Genomic DNA, 17,895 nt, shown 5'->3' with positions numbered 1-17,895 from the left:
GCGCTGTTCGCCTCGCTCCCCCGCGCCCCCGGTCAGTACCGGTACTCGTTGAACTGGACCGCGTGCCCTTCGATCACGCGTACGGGTCGCTCCGGGTCCTCCTCGTCGTCTCCGGTCGCTCCCTCGTGCGTGTCAACGCCACTCATACGCATGGAGAAGCGACTGATTCGTATAAACGTTACCCACGGAGCGGAAGTACTGACGCGGGGGCGAGACGGGTGCGTTCAGTCGAGGACTCGGTCGATCTCGCCGAGGTCGTCGAGCACGTAGTCGGGGGTGACGTCGGCGGCGGCGATCCGGTCGTCGTCGGTTACGCCGGACCTGACGAGCACGGTCGTCATCCCCGCGCGCTCGCCGAGCGCGATGTCCGTGTTCAGGCGGTCGCCGACGACGAGACACTCCTCGGGCGGGTACGGGAGGCGCTCACGGACCATCTCGATCGCGGGGTCCGACGGCTTGCCGAGGACGACGTCGGGCTCGCGCTCGGCGACGGAGGCGATCGCGTTGATCACCGCGCCGGAGCCGGGCACGTCGCGCTCGGGGGCCGGGATGACCACGTCGGGGTCGGTGCCGATGAAGGGGACGCCGCGCTCCAGCGTCCACAGCGCGGTACAGAGGTCCTCGTAGTCGAACCCGCGGTCGATCGAGGCGACGAGCGCGTCGGCGGCGTCGACGTCGTCCGTCATCGAGAGCCCCGCGTCCTCGAACTGATCGAACAGCCCGGGGTCGCCGATACACAGCAGTTCGTCGTCGGCGTGGTGCTGCCGCAGGAACCGCGTCGTCACGGTTCCGGCCGTGAACACGCTGTCGACATCGACGTCGTACCCCGCGGCGCCGAGCCGATCGACGTACGCCGGCGGCGTCTTCGTCGGGTTGTTCGAGACGAACAGCGTCTCAATCCCGGCCTCCCGGAGCCGACGGTAGCCGGCCGGGGCGCCCGGGATCGGATCGTTGCCTCGCACGACCGTGCCGTCCACGTCGAGGACGGCGCCGCTGAATGCCATGTCCATCATCGGGGCGCCACGGCCGTAGTGGTTGCGGGGGCGCGGTGGCTGTGAGGACGTGGCGGTTCCGAGACCGGTTCCGCGGTCGACCGAGAACGCGCGTCTTCCCAGATGCGATACGGGTTTCAGCTTCGGGATAACGGAAGCGTAAAGCGGCAGGACTCCCAATCGGTGTTTACTGTGACGACGACCCAGGTGACCCTCGTCCAGATCGACAACTACGGCCCGTGGACGACGACACCGGAGCCGCGGCGGGAGATGGACCTCCAGACGCTCCAGTCGCGGTTGTTCGCCGACATCGCCCAGTTCGTCGGCCACCGCGACGCGTACGTCTTCTTCACGCGCTTCGACAACATGATCGCCGTGACGAACGGCGTGGACGACGCGGCCCACGCGGCCCTCCAAGAGTCGATCGGGAACCGGTACCCGGTTAGCATCAGCCTCGGCACCGCGGTCGACGAACGACCGGTCGACGCCTTGGAGGCCGCGAACCAGCAGCTCCAGCACGAAGGGAGCGCCCAAGACAAGGCCCGGACCGAGGTGCTCGCCGGCGAGTACCTCACGGAGACGACGGTATCGGACCTTCAGGTCGCGCATTTCGACGTCGTTAACGCGACCGGGAAGTACACCGATCGACTCAACGAGTTCGACACGTTCATCAACATCGAACGGGCGTACGCGTCTCTCATGCGGTATCTCCGGGAGCAACACGGGGCGCTCTCCTTCTTCGTCGGGGGCGACAACATCATCTCCGTCTGCCCTGATCTCCCCGAGCGCGCGTTCGCCGAAGCGGTCGCGCACGTCAAAGACGACGTGGAAGTGGAGCTGCAGGTCGGCGTCGGTCGGGGCGCCACCGCTCACGAGGCGGGGTTCGCCGCCAAACACGCGCTAGAGGACTGCCGCCACGACGGGACGAGCGTCGAGCTGTTCGGTGCCCCCGCCGCCGGCGACTGAGTCCCGGTCTCGGGCCCCGATGCCCAGACCGACGTCCGTCGCGGGGCCGGATAGGCATCTGTTTCGGTGCCCGTTATCTACGCTGATAACTCTAGCTCCAGTTTTATATATGACGGCGGGGAAGCCTTCGTCAACATGTCTGATGAGATAGTGTTCGTCTGCACGGCGGACGGCTGCGACGAGGGGCCGTGGGAGGGATCCCACGACGCGATGGCCCACTGCGCCGAACACCCCGACCACGGCTACACCGGGCGACCGCGGAGCGAGGTCGACGCCGACACGGTCATCCCGGCGACGGCGACGCGGAAGCGCGACAACCGGAACCTCCAGCACAAGGGGCACCCGAAGGGCGCGCTCGCGAGGAACGACTGAGCGGGTCGGGGTCCGGCGCACCGCCGACACCGGCGACCGACTCCGATTACCGGGATCGAAACGGTCGGTCGACCGCGGTCGACGACGGCCGCCCGTCGGCTGTCCGCGGCCGCCTTCTCACCGTCACGCCTCGTCGAGGAGTCCGAGGTCCTCGGCGACGAGGTCCGCGAGCCGGTCTTTCAGCGCCGGGTCGACCTCCGCCACCTCGTCGCCGTCGTGTTTCCCGTCGTTGTGTTTTGCGAGCGCGTCCGCCACGTCGGAGAGGGGGACGCTCGTCTCCGTCTCGCACTCGGTGCAGACGATCGGGACGGACGGTTCGTCGGTGGACATACGTCCGGTAATCACGGGTCGACGATATATGCCTTCGGGAGCGGTCCCGGCCGCTTCGCTCCGGCCTCCGGCCGCGGTCCGAACCGCCAGCGTCACCAGCCCCCGGGCGCTACCGGGTTCCATGCGCGTCCTCGTGACCGGGGCGGCCGGCGGGATCGGCGGCGGCGTCGTCGGAACGCTCGCGGCCGCCGACCACGACGTGATCGGGATCGACCGCGACGCCGACGGGCTGGCCTCCCTCCCCGAAGACGCGGAGACGCACGCCCTCGACCTACGCGACGGCGACGCGGTCGAGGAACTCCTCGCCGGCCGCGAACTCGACCGGGTCGTCTCCTGCGTCGGCGGGTACGAGATCGCGGCGGTCGAGGACACCACCGTCGACTCGTTCCGCCGGCAGCTCGACACGAACCTGACCGCGGTCCACACCGTCGTCCGGGCCGCGCTCCCGTCGATCCGCGACCGCGACGGTCGGATCGTCGTCGTCGGGTCGATGGTCGGGTCGACGGCCCTGCCGTACCACGGCGCCTACAGCGCCGCGAAGGCCGGCCTCCGCGGGTACGCCGACGCCCTCCGCCGGGAGATCGAGCCCCACGGCGCGACGGTCGCGTTCGTCGAGCCCGGCCCGGTCCCGACCGGGTTCAACGAGCGCGCCGCCGCGGGGCTCGCAGAGCGGAGCGCGGAGGCTGACCCCGAGGGCCCGTACGCCGACGCCTACCGGGCGTTCGAAGGGTACTCGCCCGTCGCGACCGACGTCGAGACCGCCGTCGAGCGCGTCGTCGTCGCGGCCACGACCGACCGACCGCGGACCGTCTACCGGGTGAGCCGCCGCGCGCGCTGGCTCCCGCGGGCGGCCGCGCTGCTCCCCGACCGGCTGTACGACCGCCTGGTCCGCGCCGGGCTCCCCGGCGGCGTCCTCGGACGGCTCATCGACCGGTAGCCGCGACCGCGGCGGCGACGTAGCAGGCGCCCCGCGATCCGGTCAGTCGTCCCGGTCGACGCCGTCGGGTGCCGCGTCGCTCTCGCCGTTCTCTTCCTCGTCGCCGCCCTCGGTGGCGCTCGCCGCGTGGAACTCCTCCGGCGCGGCGTCGATCCGCTCGAACTCGCCGAAGTCGCGCTCGTGGTGACGGATCGTCTGCTCGACGATCCACGCGCTGTAGCGCTCGGAGTACTCCCAGTCGCCGTCGGCGTCGTCGACCTCGAACCGGTCGTCGGTGGCGAGCGCCGAGTAGAGGTGGTAGAAGCCGAGGACGACGTCCCCGAACTCCTTCGCCTCCCCGCCGATCTCGCTCCGCTTCTCGGCCAGTTCGTCGCGGCCCGCGTCCGTGAGCCCGAAGTACTTCCGGTCCGGCTCGTCGGCGCGCTCGACGCGCTCGGCGAGGCCCTCCTCCTCGAACTTGTAGAGGATCGGATAGACGGAGCCGTACGACGGCTCCCAGTGGCCGCCGCTGATCTCGGTTATCTCGCCGAGCAGCTCGTATCCGTACCGGGGCCGCTCGTCGAGCAGCTCCAACACGAGATACGAGATCAGTCCCTTCGGCGGTCCGCTCTTCCGCATCGTCAGTCCCTTTCCGGGAGGCTCGGAAAGCGTTTCGGTCGGGCCGGAATCGGCCGTCGGACCCGGGCCGGCCGTCGAACCGCGAGTGCGCTCACGCCTGCGACTCGCTCCGGGGCGACTCGTCTGAGTCGACCGAGAGCGTCCGGATGGTCTCGTGAATGCCGAGGACGAGCGCCGGCACGACGATCATGAAGAGGTGCTCTTCGATCGGGATCCCGAACAGGTCGTACCCGGTGCGCATCGTGACCTCGAAGACGCCGACCTCCAGCGTGTACCAGTCCCAGAGGTACGCGATCGGGTACAGGGCGGCGATCGTCCGGGCCGACCGACGGAGCGCGCCGGCGTAGCGGAGCAGGGCGAACGCGGCCCCGCCGAAGACGACCTCGGTGGCGAGGTACGTGTACGGTCCGAACACGGTGATGTCGGGAAGCGGGGTGCCGGACAGCGGCCGGAACCAGACGGCCACGATCAGGAGCGCCAGGAAGACATAGGCGCCGCGGATCAGGAGCATCGTCGCGATCGTCGGGCGGGCCGGTCTGGCCACCACCGCCACCGAGCCGAAGGCGAGCGCCGCGGCCGGCGCCGACGGGGGGAACAGCCCGTCGACCGTGCCCCAGAGGACGCCGATGAGCCCGGTCATCAACAGGGAGAACGCCAGCGTCCGGGCCCGCGGTCGGCCGAGCAGCACCGAGACCGTCCGCTTGTCGATCGACCGGTCGTACGCGTAGTCCTGCTCGTCGTCGATGATCTTCACCCCGGCGAGCGTCACGAGGAAGACGAGCGCGAATCCGAGTATCGTCGCGGTCACCACGGTCGTCTGGACGTAGAACCCACCGAGCAGCGCGAGCGCGATGCCGGTCGGGTACCCCAGCGTGGTGGTGAGCGGATTCGTGTCGAGCTGCGGCGCGTGGAGATACCCGATGAACCAGGTCGGGAGGGTGACGAGCGCGGCGCCCGGCCCGACGAGCGCGCCGAGTGCGAACGTACAGGCGGCGAAGCCGACGCCGGCCGCGAGGAGTGAGAGCCGACAGCCGCGGACGGTCATGGGGTGGTCGTCGTCCTCGCCGCGCCGGTGGAAGTCGACGTAGCCGTCCTTCACGTGCGCCGTGTACACCGCGAAGAAGATCGCGCTCATGTGGACCGCGCCCACCGTGAGGCCGAACTCGCCGGCGACGGCCGCACCGAACCACGAGGCCGCGAGCGGCGGCAACATGAACACCGGATGGACCTGCGAGAGCAACGCCCGCAGGTCCGCCCGTACCCCGCGATCGTGCCGAGCGATGGCCATGCGCCCTCAACGCGCTGATCACGATTAATCTTGTCGGGGGATTCACAGTTACGCTCGAGCGACTCGCTGAGACGGCTTCGACGTGGGAGGGGCGACGACGACTCGCAAACTCCTAAGTCCCGGCGCTCGAACGACGGGTATGGTCGAGGCACCACAGACCGAGGAGGGGTGGTTCGCGCTGCACGACTTCCGGTCCATCGACTGGGACGCGTGGCGCGACGCCCCCGAGCGGGAGCGACGACGGGCGATCGAGGAGGGCGAGGCCTTCCTGAAACACCGGGAGCTGGTCGCCGACGCCGACGAGGGCGACTCCGGCCTGTTCTCCGTGCTCGGGCACAAGGCGGACCTCCTGTTCGTCCACTTCCGACCCTCGCTCGACGACCTCTCGTCGATCGAGCGCCGGTTCGAGGACACCGCGCTCGCCCGGTTTACCGAACGGACCACCTCGTACGTCTCGGTCACCGAGGTGTCCGGCTACGTCTCCGACGCGTACTTCGAGGAGGGGCCGGAGGAGGTCGACGCCGGCCTCCGCGGATACATCGAGGGGAAGCTGACGCCGGAGATCCCGGACGACGAGTACGTCTGCTTCTACCCGATGAGCAAGCGCCGCGGCGAGGAGTACAACTGGTACGACCTCTCCTTTTCGGACCGCGCCGATCTCATGGCCGGCCACGGCGAGGTCGGCAAGGAGTACGCCGGGAAGATCAAGCAGGTGATCGCCTCCTCGGTCGGCCTCGACGACCACGAGTGGGGCGTCACGCTGTTCGGGGCGGACCCGACTGACATCAAGGACATCGTGTACGAGATGCGCTTCGATCCGGCCTCCTCGCGCTACGGCGAGTTCGGCGACTTCTACATCGGGCGGCGGTTCCCGCCGGGCGACCTCGGCGCGTACCTCGCGGGCGAAACGGTGCCGACCGGCGACGCCGGCGGGGACGGCGAGCGGGGGCACGCCCACGGCGAAGGGGGAAGCGGCGGCGCTCACGGCGAGGGCGACCACCACGGCGACGAGGGCCACGGGGGCCGCGGCGGGGGCCACGACCACGCGAGCGCGGGCGGCGGCTCAGCGCACGGGGACCACCCGCACGGCGACGAGGAGGCGAGCGGTGAGGGCGACCATCCGCACGGCGAGGAGGGGGCGAGCGGCGAGGGCGACGAGGTCTCCGACGAGGAGATCCGCGGCGAGCTCGCCGACCTCGACATCTACGCCGGGAAGCCGCACGGCGAGGACGTGTACGCCACCGTGCTGTACAGCGAGGCCGACGTCGAGGCGCTGTTCGACGAGGTCGAGGGGCTCCGCGGCAACTTCGACCACTACGGCACGCACGTGAAGACGGCGGTGTACGAGGGCCGACACACCGACCGGTCCGCGGTCGTCTCCATCTGGGACACGGCCTCCGCCGCCGAGACCGCGGCCGGGTTCCTCTCGGAGCTGCCGGACGTCGTCGCCCGGGCCGGCGAGGAGTCCGGATTCGGGACGATGGGGATGTTCTACACGGTCAAGCCCGACTACCGCGAGGAGTTCGGCGACACGTTCGACGAGGTCGGCGACATCCTCGCGGAGATGGACGGCCACGTCGAGACCGACCTCATGACCAACGTCGAGGACGAGAACGACATGTTCATCGCCAGCCAGTGGGAGGCGAAGGAGGACGCGATGACGTTCTTCGGCTCCGACGAGTTCCGCGAGACGGTCCAGTGGGGCCGCGAGGTGCTGGCCGACCGGCCGCGGCACGTCTTCTTGGCGTAAGCGAGGCGGTGCGCGGATCGCGATTTATAATTGATCGCCCAAGTGGTGGCCGGTTATAATTCGTTGCTGTCGGTCGGTTAATTTCTATATGATTACTTATAAATGACTCCTGAAAACGGAACGATTACCTCCGAAGTCCCCGTCGTTTATTTATAGGTCGTTGCTGACGGATCGACGGTCACCACCTCCAAAGCCCCAGCCGGGAGGCGGTACGTGTCCGACTACGTTGCGGTCACCACCTCCGAAGCCCCAGCCGGGAGGCGGGCGCACGCTCGCTGCGCGCTTCAGTCGCTCGTTGCACTCGCTCCTTGCAGTGCTTGCGTCGCCTGCGCCCGCCTCCCGGCTGCCCCTTTGAGTCCCACCCGCACGGCACCGCAACCGCGCCTCACACCTCCCCAGCCTCGTCAGTCGTCCTCCGCTTCGCTCCGGACGACTGACTCCCTCGCGGGCTCCTCGCGGTCGCCGATGGCGACCGCTCGGAGGCACGCCGCCGCATCGGTTCAGTGGCTTATATAATGTACCGTCGCTGCGCTCACGGTGTCGATCGATGTGGTGCCGGAGTCGACCGCCTGTTTTTAACTACCGGCTCGGCGAACGAGGGCGTATGTTCGACACGATCGTGGTCGCGACCGACGGCTCCGACAGCGTGCGTCGGGCCGTCGACGTCGCCGTCGACGTCGCCGCCCGCTTCGACGCCGAAGTCCACGCCGTCTACGTCGTCGACAGCGGCGAGGTCGAGTCCACGCCCGACGAGGTCCGCGACGACCTCCGCGACGCGCTCGACGACCACGGCGAGTCGGCGCTCGAACAGGTCACCGCCGCCGCGGCGGAGCGCGACCCCGAACTGGACGTGACGGTCGAGGTGCGCGAGGGGCGGCCGGCCGCGGAGATATCGGGATACGCGCGCGACGTCGACGCCGACGTCGTCGCGATGGGCACCCGCGGCCGCCACGGGGAGAACCGGTTCCTGATCGGCTCCGTCGCGGAGCGCGTCGTGCGGACCTGTCCGATCCCCGTGCTCACCGTCCGCCAGCTCACCGACGAGGACCCGCGCCGGACGACGGTCTGAGGGCCGATCGCGGCGGGGCGGCGAGGCGGTGAGGCGACGAGGTGGCGCGGTCGAGACGGCGGGACGCGGTCGAGACGGCGGGGCGCGGTCACCCCGAGAACGGCGGAGTTTTCCCGCTCCCGCCCGGCTCGACGGTATGGACGACGAGCTCATCGACGAGGCGGGGATACCCCGCTCGCGGTACACGCGGCTGCCCGGCAAGGGCTTCTTCTACCCGGACTCGCTGGACGAGGAGCGCTCCGAGCGCCGAGCGAAGGAGGCGATCGAGGGGAGCGAGGCGGTCGTGATCGCCGACGGCGACGCCGACGGGCTCGCCTGCGCGGCGATGGTCCGCGAGGCGTACGACGCCGCGCTCGACGTCGCCGACTTCGAGGCGGCCATCGCGGCTCGGCTCGCGGAGGGCGACGACGACGAGGACGAGGAAGCGACGGACCACGACGAGGACGAGGAAGCGGCGGACCGCGGCGATGACGACGCGCTCGCGGGGGATACGCACGAGGAGGACGAGAGCGACGACCCCACCGACGACGCTCACACGCGGTCGCCGGTCGGGCTGGTCGCGGCGGGACCGTACTCGCTCGACACCTCGCTCGAACGCGTGCTCGCGTACGCCGACGACGACGTCGACCTGTTCGTCTGTGACCTCTGTCCCGACGACTACGAGTGGATCGCGGAGCCGCTGGAGGCGCTCGCGGAGGAGGCCGCCTCGGTCCGGTGGTTCGACCACCACCAGTGGGACGAGGAGACGGCCGCGGCGGTCCGGGACCTCGGCGTCGACCTCGTGATCGGCGAGTCCGACGAGGAGTGCACCGCCGACGTGGCGCTGCGCTCGCTCGACCACGCGTTCGGCGACCGGTGGGCCGAGCTGGCGACGGTGACGCGCGACCACGACCTCTGGATCAAGGAGGACCCGCGCTCGGACGACCTCGCCGACTACTCCTACTGGGCCGGCAGCGAGGAGTACGCCACGGTCGTGGGCGCGTACGGCGCCGACCTCCCCGGGACCGTCGAGGCGTTCGTCGCCGACCGCCGGGTCGAGAAGGAGGCCCGGATCGACGCCGCCGTCGACCGCGCGGTCACCCACGAGGTCGGCGAGTGGAGCGTCGCGGTGACGTACGGCCGGTGCTCGCAGAACGAGGTCGCGGAGACGCTCCGCGAGGCGGGCGCCGACGCGGCGGTGATCGTCAAGCCAGCCGGCTCCGCGTCGATCCGCGGCTCCGAGGAGTTTCAGCACGCTCACGAGGTCGCCGGGCGGGTGAACGGCGGCGGCCACCCGCAGGCCGCCGGCTGCAAGCCGGACATCTACGACGACATGCTCGATTACGCCCAGCACTGGACGACCGAGGGGCAGGCCTGCAAGCGAGTGATCCTCGCCGCGTTCGAGGCGGTCGCCGAGGAAGTCGCGGCGGCGGAGACGGGCGAGGAGAACGGGAAGTAGGGCGTCGGAGAACCGCCCACTTTCATGTCGTCGGGCGGCCCCGTCTCTCGCATGGCGGAGATCCTCGTGGCCGGCGAAACGCTGATCGACTTCCTCCCCGGACCGGGGGAGACGCTCCGCGACGTCGACGGCTTCTCTCACCGACCGGGCGGCGCGCCGGCCAACGTCGCGGTCGGGCTCTCCCGGCTCGGCGCGGCGCCGGCGTTCTGGACGCGGCTCGGCGGCGACCCGTTCGGTGACCTCCTACGCGAGACGCTCGTCGACGAGGGGGTGCCGACGGCGGCGTTCGAGCGGGCCGACGGCAACACCACGCTCGCGGTCGTCTCGCCGCCCGGCGTCGACGGGAGGCGGTTCCGCTTCTACGGCTCCCGGGACGTCGCGTTCGGCTTCGAGCCCGGTTCGGTGCCGGCGGACGAGGTGGCCGCCGTCTCGTGGGTCCACCTCGGCGGCGTCGCCCTGACCCACCCGGACGGGAGGGCGGCGATGCGCGAACTGGCCGCGGCCGCCGCCGAGCGCAACTGCGCGGTATCGTTCGACATCAACTACCGCGAGGACCTCGTCCTGGACGGGGAGCGGGAGAGCGTCGTCGACGCAGTCCGCGAGATCGTCGCCGACAGCGACGTCGTCTTCGCCAGCGACGAGGACGTGGCGGCGACGGGGCTCTCGTCGAAGGAGGGCGAGGCGCTCGGGCGCGATCTGCTGGAGCTCGGCCCCCACACCGCCGTCGTCACGCTCGGGGAGTCGGGCGCGGTCGTCGCGAGCTCGGCGGCGGCGCCGTGGGGAGAGCGGACCGCCCGCCACGGCGGCTTCGCGGTCGAGGCCGTCGACGCCACCGGCGCCGGCGACGCGTTCACCGCCGGGCTGATCGCTCGGCTCGCCGCGGACGACGCGGCCGCCGCGCCCGACCTCGACGACGCGGTCGCGTTCGCCAACGCGACGGCCGCGCTCTCGGTCCGGGAACGGGGCGGGATGACGGCGCTCCCCTCGAGGGAGGGCGTGGAGTCGTTCCTCGACGAGCGGCGGTAGGGGCTCGATCGGCGTCGGCAGACGGGCGGCGACGACTCGCCGCCGAGCTAATCGGTCCGACCGTGGACGTACGTCTGGTCGTGGTCCGGAAACACCTCGTCGACGGTCGCCTCGCCGTGGTCCTCGGCGATGAGGGTCCGGAGCTCGTCCTCGTAGTCGGCCTTCGGCACCTCCTCGCTCGGTCCCTGCTGGACGTCGAACGTCTCCTCGACGAGCCGGTCGACCGCGTGGCGACCGAACCCGGACAGCGGGGAGATGTAGTCGACGCCGTGGCGGTCCTCCAGGCTCTGCGCCTGCGCGCGAGAGACCGTCGGCACCCGGTCGTCCCGCCGGGTACCGTCGGCGATCGCGTCGACGTCGCGGCTCGCGATCGCCTCCAAGGCGTGCTCGTGGACGCGCTGGATCCCGTTGCGGGGGTAGCCGTCGTCGAGCATCGTCGCGGCCGCCTCCTCGGCGACCGCGCGGTCCAGCTCGACGCGTTCGAAGGGGAACCCGAGCTCCGCGGCCGCCCGCTCGGCGTGCTCCCAGTCGTCGGTGAGCCCGAAGCTCCCGGTGACGCAACGGACATCGTAGAACCGGTCGAGCAGGTGGGCGGCGAGCGAGGAGTCTTTCCCCCCGCTGTACAGGAGCGCGAGCTCCATCTATCGCCGCCGGATGTCGAAGCTCTGCTGGTCGGGCTGGAGTTCCTTCAGGAGGTCGCGCATCTGGTCCTCGTCGATACGTCCCTGAATCCGGCCGCTCTGGGCGAGCGCCGCGACCTGCTGTTTCACCTTCTCGCCGAACTCCGGTTTCGACATCTCGACCGCGTTGAGCCGCTGGCGCGCGCCGTCGGTCAGGTACTGCTTGAGGACGGCCTCCTGCTGGGCGTCGGCGCGCTCTTGGGCCTCGCGCTGGGCCTCGGCGTCGCCGCCGCCGCCCTGCTGGCGCTCGCGGAGCTCCTCCATCTTCTTCTCTCGCAGTTCCTCCAGTCGTTCGTCGTCGGGGTTCTCGCTCATACGAGGGCCTTCACGGTCCGCGCGAAAAACGATTTCGGAGGCCGCGGTGGCGATCGCCGGGCGCCGGACGACCCGTACGGCCGCGGCGGTCGGGGGACACCGGCGGTCCGCGTCGCTTAAACGCCTCCTCGGCGTAGCGGCTTGCAATGAGCGAGTCGCGGGAGTTCTGTCCGCGGTGCGGCGATCCGGTCCCGGAGCGGCGCGAGCCGCTCCCCGGCGAGCCGCGCGGGCGGGACGCGCTGCTGTGTGACGACTGCTACTTCGAGGACTTCGATCTCGTCGACGCGCCCGACCGGATCGAGGTGTTGGTCTGTTCCGGCTGCGGCGCGGTCCGACGCGGCGAGTCGTGGCGCGACGTCGGCGCGCGCGACTACACCGACGTCGCCGTCGACGAGGTCGCGGAGGCGCTCGGGGTCCACGTCGACGCGACCGACGTCGAGTGGGGCGTCGAGCCCGAGCAGGTCGACGAGAACAACGTCCGGATGCACTGCCGCTTCTCGGGCGTCGTCCGCGGAACGCTCCGCTCCGCGGAGGTCACCGTTCCGGTCAAGATCTCGCGGGGCACCTGCGACCGCTGCGGCCGGATCGCCGGCGGCTACTACGCCGGCACCGTGCAGGTGCGCGCGGACGAGCGCGACCTGACGCCGGAGGAGCGCGCCGAGGCGCTCGACATCGCCGAGTCGTACGTCGCGGCCCAGGAGGCCGACGGCGACCGCGAGGCGTTCATCACGGAGGTGAAAGAGACCGACGACGGACCGGACGTCAAGCTCTCCTCGAACCGCCTCGCGCAGAACGTCGCGACTCGGATCACCGACGCGCTCGGCGGGAGCTTCGAGTCGTACCCGACGCTCGTCACGGAGGACGGCGACGGCAACGAGGTGTACCGGGTGACGTTCGCGGTCCGGCTCCCCCGGTACGCCGAGGGCGAGGTCATCGATCCGGAGGACGGCGACGGCCCCGTGCTCGTCACGGGCGTCTCCGGCCGGCTACAGGGCGTCCGGCTCGCGACCGGCGAGCAGTACGTCTCGGAGTTCGAGGACGCGGAGGCGCCGGACGCGGCCCGCCTCGGAACGCGCGGCGACGCCGCGGAGACGACGGTGGTGACGGTGGAAGACGAGAACGCGATCCAGGTGCTCGACCCGGTCACCTACGAGGCGAAGACGGTCCCGAACCCCGAGTTCGTCGACGACGACGCCGACAGCGTGCTGGCGTTCGAACACGAGGGCGACGTGCACCTCGTCCCGGAGGAGTAGGACGTCGCCGCGGCGAGTACTGACACCGGGCGTCGAAGAGCGCGACGCTGCGTGTGAGAGGTGAACGGGGAGACGGCGGCAGACAGACTCCGCCGCCGGGAAGGAGGGGCGCTGGCGCGTTCAGTCGGCGCGAACGGTCGAATTCTTCAGTCGGCGCGGGCGGTCGACTCGTTTCCGAGAGCGGCTGCGCGCTCGGACTCGGTCACGTCGATGCCGCGGCGCTCGAGCTGTTCGACGAACTCGGCCTCGCTGAGGCCCGCCTGTGCGGCCGCCTGAGAGAGTGTCAACGTTCGCGCACCGTACAGCGTCAGCGCACTCGAGAGGCCCTTCGTTGCCATACCTACTGTAGACCCGTGTAGGTTTATGAAGGTTACTAATTGATTGAGGGCCATGATACACCTTATACGATATATATTGACGTTCGATCAGTCCGGCGGCGTATAATCACTACCGAGGGCGGCCCGCAGGAATTATGCCGCTCTGCGGCACAGGGGAGGTATGAACAGACAACAGATCTTCGCGCTGTTTTTCGCGTTCCTCATGGTGAGCTCCATGGCCGCCTGGGGCGTCTCGCTGCTGTAAGCGGCGGTCGCGCGGTCCGACGACACCGCGGTACGGCCCCGGACCGCGGTTCGTCGCAGCGTCGGCTCCCGCCTCAGCCGTCGCCCCAGACGTCGGAGAGCGGGTGGTCGCTTCGCCGCTCGGCGTCGGTCTCAGAGCGGGTTCGCGTCGCGCCCGCGTCGCCGGCGCTCCCGGTGTCGCCGCCCGACCCGTCGGCGTCGGCCGCGTCGCCCGCGGCGTTCCCTGAGCCGCCCGCGCCGGAGCCGCCGCGGTCCGACGCGCCGCCGGAACCGACCGTCCGGTTCCGCCTCGCACGGGACGGTCCGGAGGGGTCGGCGTCGATCCCGGCGAGCGCGGCCGCGGGATCGAAGTCGGAGAGGTCGGGCGTCGTCATCGCGTCGATCTGGTCTCCGAACCACGGCGGGGTGTCGGCCTGCGCGCGCTCGAAGAGGTCCAGCAGGGAGTCGTCCGCGAGGTACGTCGCGCCGTAGTCGTCGGGCGCGCGGACGACGCGACCGCACGCCTGGATCACGGTCCGCAGCGCGGTCCGGTGGTACCACGCCCACTGGTCGTCCGCGAGCCGGCGGGCGACGCGGGAGTCGTTCGTGTTGCGGTACGGCGCCTTACACACCACCTGCCAGCGGCAGAGGTCGCCTTTCAGGTCCAGCGCCTCCTCCATCTTCACCGAGACGAACACCTCGGGGTCGTCGCTCGCCTTCCACGCCGAGAGCTCCGCGTCCCGATTCTCGCGGCCGTGGCGTCGGACCCGCGCGGCGACGCCGAACTCGCCCAGCAGCTCGGTGATCCGCCCGGCGATGTCGTACGAGTGCGCGTGGATCAGCCCCTTCTCGTTCGGGTGTTCGGCCATGAGCCGGACGATCAGGCGGGCGATCTCCGGGACCGTCTCGTCGCGGTGCTCGTAGGTCATCGACCCGCGCGTCACGTCGTACAGCGGGCGGTGCTCCAGCGGGAAGGTGTGTTCGACGTCGACGAGCGCGACGTTCGACGGGTCGAGGCCGATACCGCGGCAGAACGCCTCCTTCGAGAGGATGGTGGCGGAGAGGAGCGCGAACCGGTTCCCGCGGTCCCACACGGTGTGCCGGAGGTAGCGGGCGGGGTCCAGCGGCTTGATCGCGAGCGGCGAGCCCTCCCCGCCGGACTGGTCGACGACCCACGTCGTCGGCGAGTCGAGGTCGCGGTAGTCCTCGAGGAACCAACCCAGCTCGCTACTCAGCTCCTGGAGGCGGTCGCGGCGCGCGACCTCCTCGCGGTCGAGTTCGGCCCGGCCCGTCAGCTCGTCTTTCGCGCGCTTCGCGACGTCGCGAAGGGAGGCGACGAAGCGGGCGGTGCGGTCGAGCGCGTCCTCCTCGGGGCCGGCGTCGGCCTCCACGTCCGGGACGCGCACGTCGTCCCAGACGGGGACGCGCTCGGGCGAGAGCTCGATCGTCGCGTACATCTCCGCCCACTCGGCGAGCCCGTGCGCCTCGTCGATCACGACGACGTCGCGCTTGCGGAACACCTCGGAGCCCGCGGTGCGCATGAAGTACGCTAACGTCATCGCGGCGTACCGGTTACCCGAAGCGATCGCGCGGTCCGAGAAGTACGGACACCGGTGTTTCACGGAGCAGTCGAACCCCTGCTGCCGGACGCAGGGAGCGCGGTTGACAGGCGTGTCGTGCTCGCCGGGGAGGATGCAGTCGTAGTTCGATTTCCCGCGGATCACCGCTATGTCGTCGAGTAAGTCGTCCGCCTCGACGTCGTCGATCTGCGACACCTGCGGGGTGGTGTAGTAGGCGCCCGTCGCCTCGCTCGGCGCCGTCTCGTCCACCGTCGCCGCCGCGCCCATCACCGCCCGCGCGAGCAGCGACTTCCCGCTGCCCGTCGGCGCGCGCACGAGGACGACCTCGTTGCCGGCGGCGAACGCGTCGCGGATGTCGGAGAGGGCCCGCTCCTGCGCGCCGCGGAAGCTCGGGGCGGGGAACTCGGCGGGGATCCGGTCGGGGTCCACAGGGGTCCCTCGCTCCCTCCCGGGATTAAACCCTCGCGTTCCGACCGGTCGAGTGAACTCAAAACTACCCAATCGTTTATATCGTTCGGGCGGGTCGAAGGGGGTATGCACTGGCAGGAGGCGGAACGGGAGTTCGCGGACGACGTCGTGGCTCGGGAGACGCTCCCGCGAACCTTCGAGCGGTCCGCCGAGCGCAACGCCGACCGGACCGCCCAGCGGTACAAGGGCGGGATATACGACCGGTCGCTGGTGACGGAGGGCGTCCTCCCGCCCGCGCCCGACGGCGAGTACGCCGGCGTCACCTACGCCGAGATGCGCGACGTCGTTCGGCGCCTCGCCGCGGGGTTCCGCGAACTCGGGGTCGACGACGACACCCGCGTCGCCCTCTACGCGGAGACGCGGATGGAGTGGGCGCAGACGGACTTCGCCGCGCTGGCCGCGGGCGGAGTGGTGACGACCGTCTACGCCTCCTCCTCGCCGGACCAAGTGCGGTACCTGCTGGAGGACCCCGGCGCGACGGTCGCCGTCGTCGAGAACCGCGACCTCTTGGACGAATTGCTCGCCGTCGCCGACGACCTCTCGCGGGACCTCGACGCGATCGTCTCGTTCGATGACGTGGACGCGGCCGAGCTCGACTTCGGCGGCGACACCGGGGGCGACGGCGACGGTCCCGCCCTCTCCGCCGACGACGTGTACACCCTCGGCGAGCTCCACGCGCTGGGCGCCGACGCGTTCGACCCCGACGCCTATGAGGGGTGGCTCGACGCGACCGGCGTCGGCGACCTCGCCAGCCTCATCTACACCTCCGGGACGACGGGGAAGCCGAAAGGGGTCCGGCTCACCCACGCGAACTTCCGGGACAACGTCTCGCAGTGTTACCGCCGCTTCGCGGACCGACCGGACCGCGACCCCGACGCGCCGGGGATATCGGCCGAGTCGACGACGCTGTCCTTCCTCCCGCTCGCGCACGTCTTCGAGCGCATGGCGGGCCACTACATGATGTTCGCGGCGGGCGCGACGGTCGCGTACGCCGAGAGCCCGGACACGCTCCGCGACGACTTCGGGCTCGTGCGGCCGACGACGACCACGAGCGTCCCACGCGTCTACGAGAAGCTGTACGACGCGATCCGCGATCAGGCCGGTGAGTCGCCGGTGAAAGAGCGGATCTTCGAGTGGGCGGTCGACGTGGGTCGGTCCCACCACGAGGCCGACAATCCCGGCGCCCTGCTCGACGCGAAGCGCGCGGTCGCCGACCGGCTCGTCTTCTCGTCGGTCCGAGAGGCGATCGGCGGTAACATCGACTTCTTCATCTCCGGCGGCGGGTCGCTGTCGGCCGAGCTGTGCGCGCTGTACCACGCGATGGACCTCCCGATCCTGGAGGGGTACGGGCTCACGGAGACGTCGCCGGTGATCAGCGTGAACCCGCCGGAGGAGCCGAAGGTCGGCACCATCGGTCCGCCGGTCGTCGACACCGAGATCGCGATCGACGGCACGGTCGTCGGCGAAGAGGTCGCCGGTCTGGCGGGCGACGTGGGCGAACTGCTCGTTCGCGGCCCGCAGGTGACCGACGGCTACTGGAACCGCCCGGACGCGACCGTTGAGGCGTTCACCGAACCGGACCGGCTCCCCGAGGACGTCGTCGTGGCCGGGACGCCTCCCGAGGAGCGCGACGGCGACCCGGACGAGCCGTGGTTCCGCACCGGAGACATCGTCCAGCTCCGGCCGGACGGGTACGTCGCCTTCCGCGAACGCGCGAAGCAGCTGCTCGTGCTCTCGACCGGAAAGAACGTCGCGCCGGGTCCGATCGAGGACCGGTTCGCCGCGAACGAGTTCGTCGAGCAGTGCGTCGTGCTCGGCGACGGGCGGAAGTTCGTCTCGGCGCTCATCGTCCCGAACTTCGAGAAAGTGGAGTCGTGGGCGGACACGCGCGGGATCGATCTGCCCCACGCGCGCAGTGCGGTCTGCCGGGACGACCGGGTCCGCGAGCGGATCCAAGCGGAGGTCGACCGCGTGAACGAGGAGTTCGAGCCGTACGAGCGGATCAAGCAGTTCCGGCTCGTCGAGGAGGAGTTCTCCGAGGAGAACGACCTGCTCACGCCGACGATGAAAAAGAAGCGGCGCAACATCTTGGACCGCTTCGCCGACGAGGTCGAGCTGATCTACGCCGACGCGTAGGTATCCGACCGCCTCGGGCGTGAACGCCCGCGGTTCCGAGCCGTTCGTCCCGTCAGCGAGCAAGTTTTTCGCATCAATTCTATAGTTTATTCTTAGTATACATACCTAAATTTATCA

General features: G+C 70.3%; 17 protein-coding genes. 9 read left to right on the top strand and 8 right to left on the bottom strand.

The genetic code is table 11. The features are described 5' to 3' along the window. Positions 1-224 precede the first annotated feature (224 nt). On the bottom strand, positions 225-1,004 hold the full coding sequence (locus DJ81_RS07575; protein ID WP_094589170.1) for an HAD-IIA family hydrolase: 780 nt from the start codon (positions 1,002-1,004) through the stop codon (positions 225-227). Positions 1,005-1,184: 180 nt separating this feature from the next. Between DJ81_RS07575 and DJ81_RS07570 the strand changes: the two genes are divergently transcribed. Then, a complete protein-coding gene (locus DJ81_RS07570) occupies positions 1,185-1,958 on the top strand; it encodes a GTP cyclohydrolase III (RefSeq protein WP_094526023.1) in 774 nt (257 codons plus the stop codon). A gap of 135 nt (positions 1,959-2,093) precedes the next feature. After that, a complete protein-coding gene (locus DJ81_RS07565) occupies positions 2,094-2,330 on the top strand; it encodes a hypothetical protein (protein WP_094526024.1) in 237 nt (78 codons plus the stop codon). Between the two features lie 123 nt (positions 2,331-2,453). Here the strand turns inward: DJ81_RS07565 and DJ81_RS07560 are convergent, their stop codons facing one another. Next, positions 2,454-2,660, bottom strand: a complete 207-nt coding sequence (locus tag DJ81_RS07560; protein ID WP_094526025.1) for a hypothetical protein — start codon at positions 2,658-2,660, stop codon at positions 2,454-2,456. Between the two features lie 121 nt (positions 2,661-2,781). On the opposite strand from DJ81_RS07560, the gene DJ81_RS07555 reads away from it, so the two are divergent. Continuing rightward, a complete protein-coding gene (locus DJ81_RS07555) occupies positions 2,782-3,597 on the top strand; it encodes an SDR family oxidoreductase (protein ID WP_170938270.1) in 816 nt (271 codons plus the stop codon). 42 nt (positions 3,598-3,639) lie between these two features. Here the strand turns inward: DJ81_RS07555 and DJ81_RS07550 are convergent, their stop codons facing one another. Both DJ81_RS07550 and DJ81_RS07545 read right to left on the bottom strand, forming a co-directional pair. Then, positions 3,640-4,215 (bottom strand): PadR family transcriptional regulator, encoded by a 576-nt coding sequence (locus tag DJ81_RS07550; RefSeq protein WP_094526026.1) that lies wholly within the window; start codon positions 4,213-4,215, stop codon positions 3,640-3,642. Between the two features lie 91 nt (positions 4,216-4,306). Next, the gene (locus DJ81_RS07545; RefSeq protein ID WP_094557698.1) at positions 4,307-5,503 is read right to left on the bottom strand and encodes a UbiA family prenyltransferase; all 1,197 of its coding nucleotides are present in this window, start codon (positions 5,501-5,503) and stop codon (positions 4,307-4,309) included. A 139-nt stretch (positions 5,504-5,642) separates the two neighbouring features. On the opposite strand from DJ81_RS07545, the gene DJ81_RS07540 reads away from it, so the two are divergent. The 4 genes from DJ81_RS07540 (at position 5,643) to DJ81_RS07525 (ending at position 10,786) form a co-directional block, all read left to right on the top strand. Continuing rightward, positions 5,643-7,253, top strand: coding sequence for a heme-binding protein (locus tag DJ81_RS07540; protein WP_094526028.1), 1,611 nt, complete (start codon positions 5,643-5,645; stop codon positions 7,251-7,253). A 604-nt stretch (positions 7,254-7,857) separates the two neighbouring features. Continuing rightward, positions 7,858-8,322 carry a universal stress protein gene (locus DJ81_RS07535; RefSeq protein WP_094524237.1) on the top strand — a complete coding sequence of 155 codons (465 nt, stop codon included), beginning with the start codon at positions 7,858-7,860 and terminating at the stop codon, positions 8,320-8,322. Between the two features lie 136 nt (positions 8,323-8,458). Further along, complete coding sequence (locus DJ81_RS07530; protein ID WP_094589168.1) at positions 8,459-9,760, top strand: DHH family phosphoesterase; 1,302 nt, start codon at positions 8,459-8,461, stop codon at positions 9,758-9,760. A 51-nt stretch (positions 9,761-9,811) separates the two neighbouring features. Next, entirely contained in the window at positions 9,812-10,786 is a 975-nt protein-coding gene (locus DJ81_RS07525; RefSeq protein WP_094589166.1) for a carbohydrate kinase family protein, read from the top strand. A gap of 47 nt (positions 10,787-10,833) precedes the next feature. Here the strand turns inward: DJ81_RS07525 and DJ81_RS07520 are convergent, their stop codons facing one another. Beyond that, positions 10,834-11,427: an asparagine synthase-related protein gene (locus DJ81_RS07520; protein ID WP_094526031.1), complete on the bottom strand. Its 594-nt coding sequence runs from the start codon at positions 11,425-11,427 to the stop codon at positions 10,834-10,836. Then, positions 11,428-11,781, bottom strand: a complete 354-nt coding sequence (locus tag DJ81_RS07515) for a DNA-binding protein (protein WP_094524233.1) — start codon at positions 11,779-11,781, stop codon at positions 11,428-11,430. A gap of 146 nt (positions 11,782-11,927) precedes the next feature. Here DJ81_RS07515 and DJ81_RS07510 point away from each other — a divergent pair, with 146 nt between their 5' ends. Continuing rightward, on the top strand, positions 11,928-13,034 hold the full coding sequence (locus DJ81_RS07510) for a 60S ribosomal export protein NMD3 (protein WP_094526033.1): 1,107 nt from the start codon (positions 11,928-11,930) through the stop codon (positions 13,032-13,034). 146 nt (positions 13,035-13,180) lie between these two features. Here DJ81_RS07510 and DJ81_RS07505 read toward each other — a convergent pair whose 3' ends face one another. Both DJ81_RS07505 and DJ81_RS07500 read right to left on the bottom strand, forming a co-directional pair. Then, complete coding sequence (locus tag DJ81_RS07505; RefSeq protein WP_094524231.1) at positions 13,181-13,372, bottom strand: UPF0175 family protein; 192 nt, start codon at positions 13,370-13,372, stop codon at positions 13,181-13,183. Between the two features lie 317 nt (positions 13,373-13,689). Further along, a complete protein-coding gene (locus tag DJ81_RS07500; RefSeq protein ID WP_094589164.1) occupies positions 13,690-15,603 on the bottom strand; it encodes a helicase C-terminal domain-containing protein in 1,914 nt (637 codons plus the stop codon). Positions 15,604-15,708: 105 nt separating this feature from the next. Between DJ81_RS07500 and DJ81_RS07495 the strand changes: the two genes are divergently transcribed. Then, positions 15,709-17,778 (top strand): long-chain fatty acid--CoA ligase, encoded by a 2,070-nt coding sequence (locus tag DJ81_RS07495; RefSeq protein ID WP_094589162.1) that lies wholly within the window; start codon positions 15,709-15,711, stop codon positions 17,776-17,778. The last annotated feature ends 117 nt before the right edge of the window (positions 17,779-17,895 follow it).

The organism is Halorubrum sp. Hd13, assembly GCF_002252755.1.
Taxonomy (GTDB): domain Archaea; phylum Halobacteriota; class Halobacteria; order Halobacteriales; family Haloferacaceae; genus Halorubrum.
This window is presented reverse-complemented; position numbering and strand designations above follow the sequence as displayed.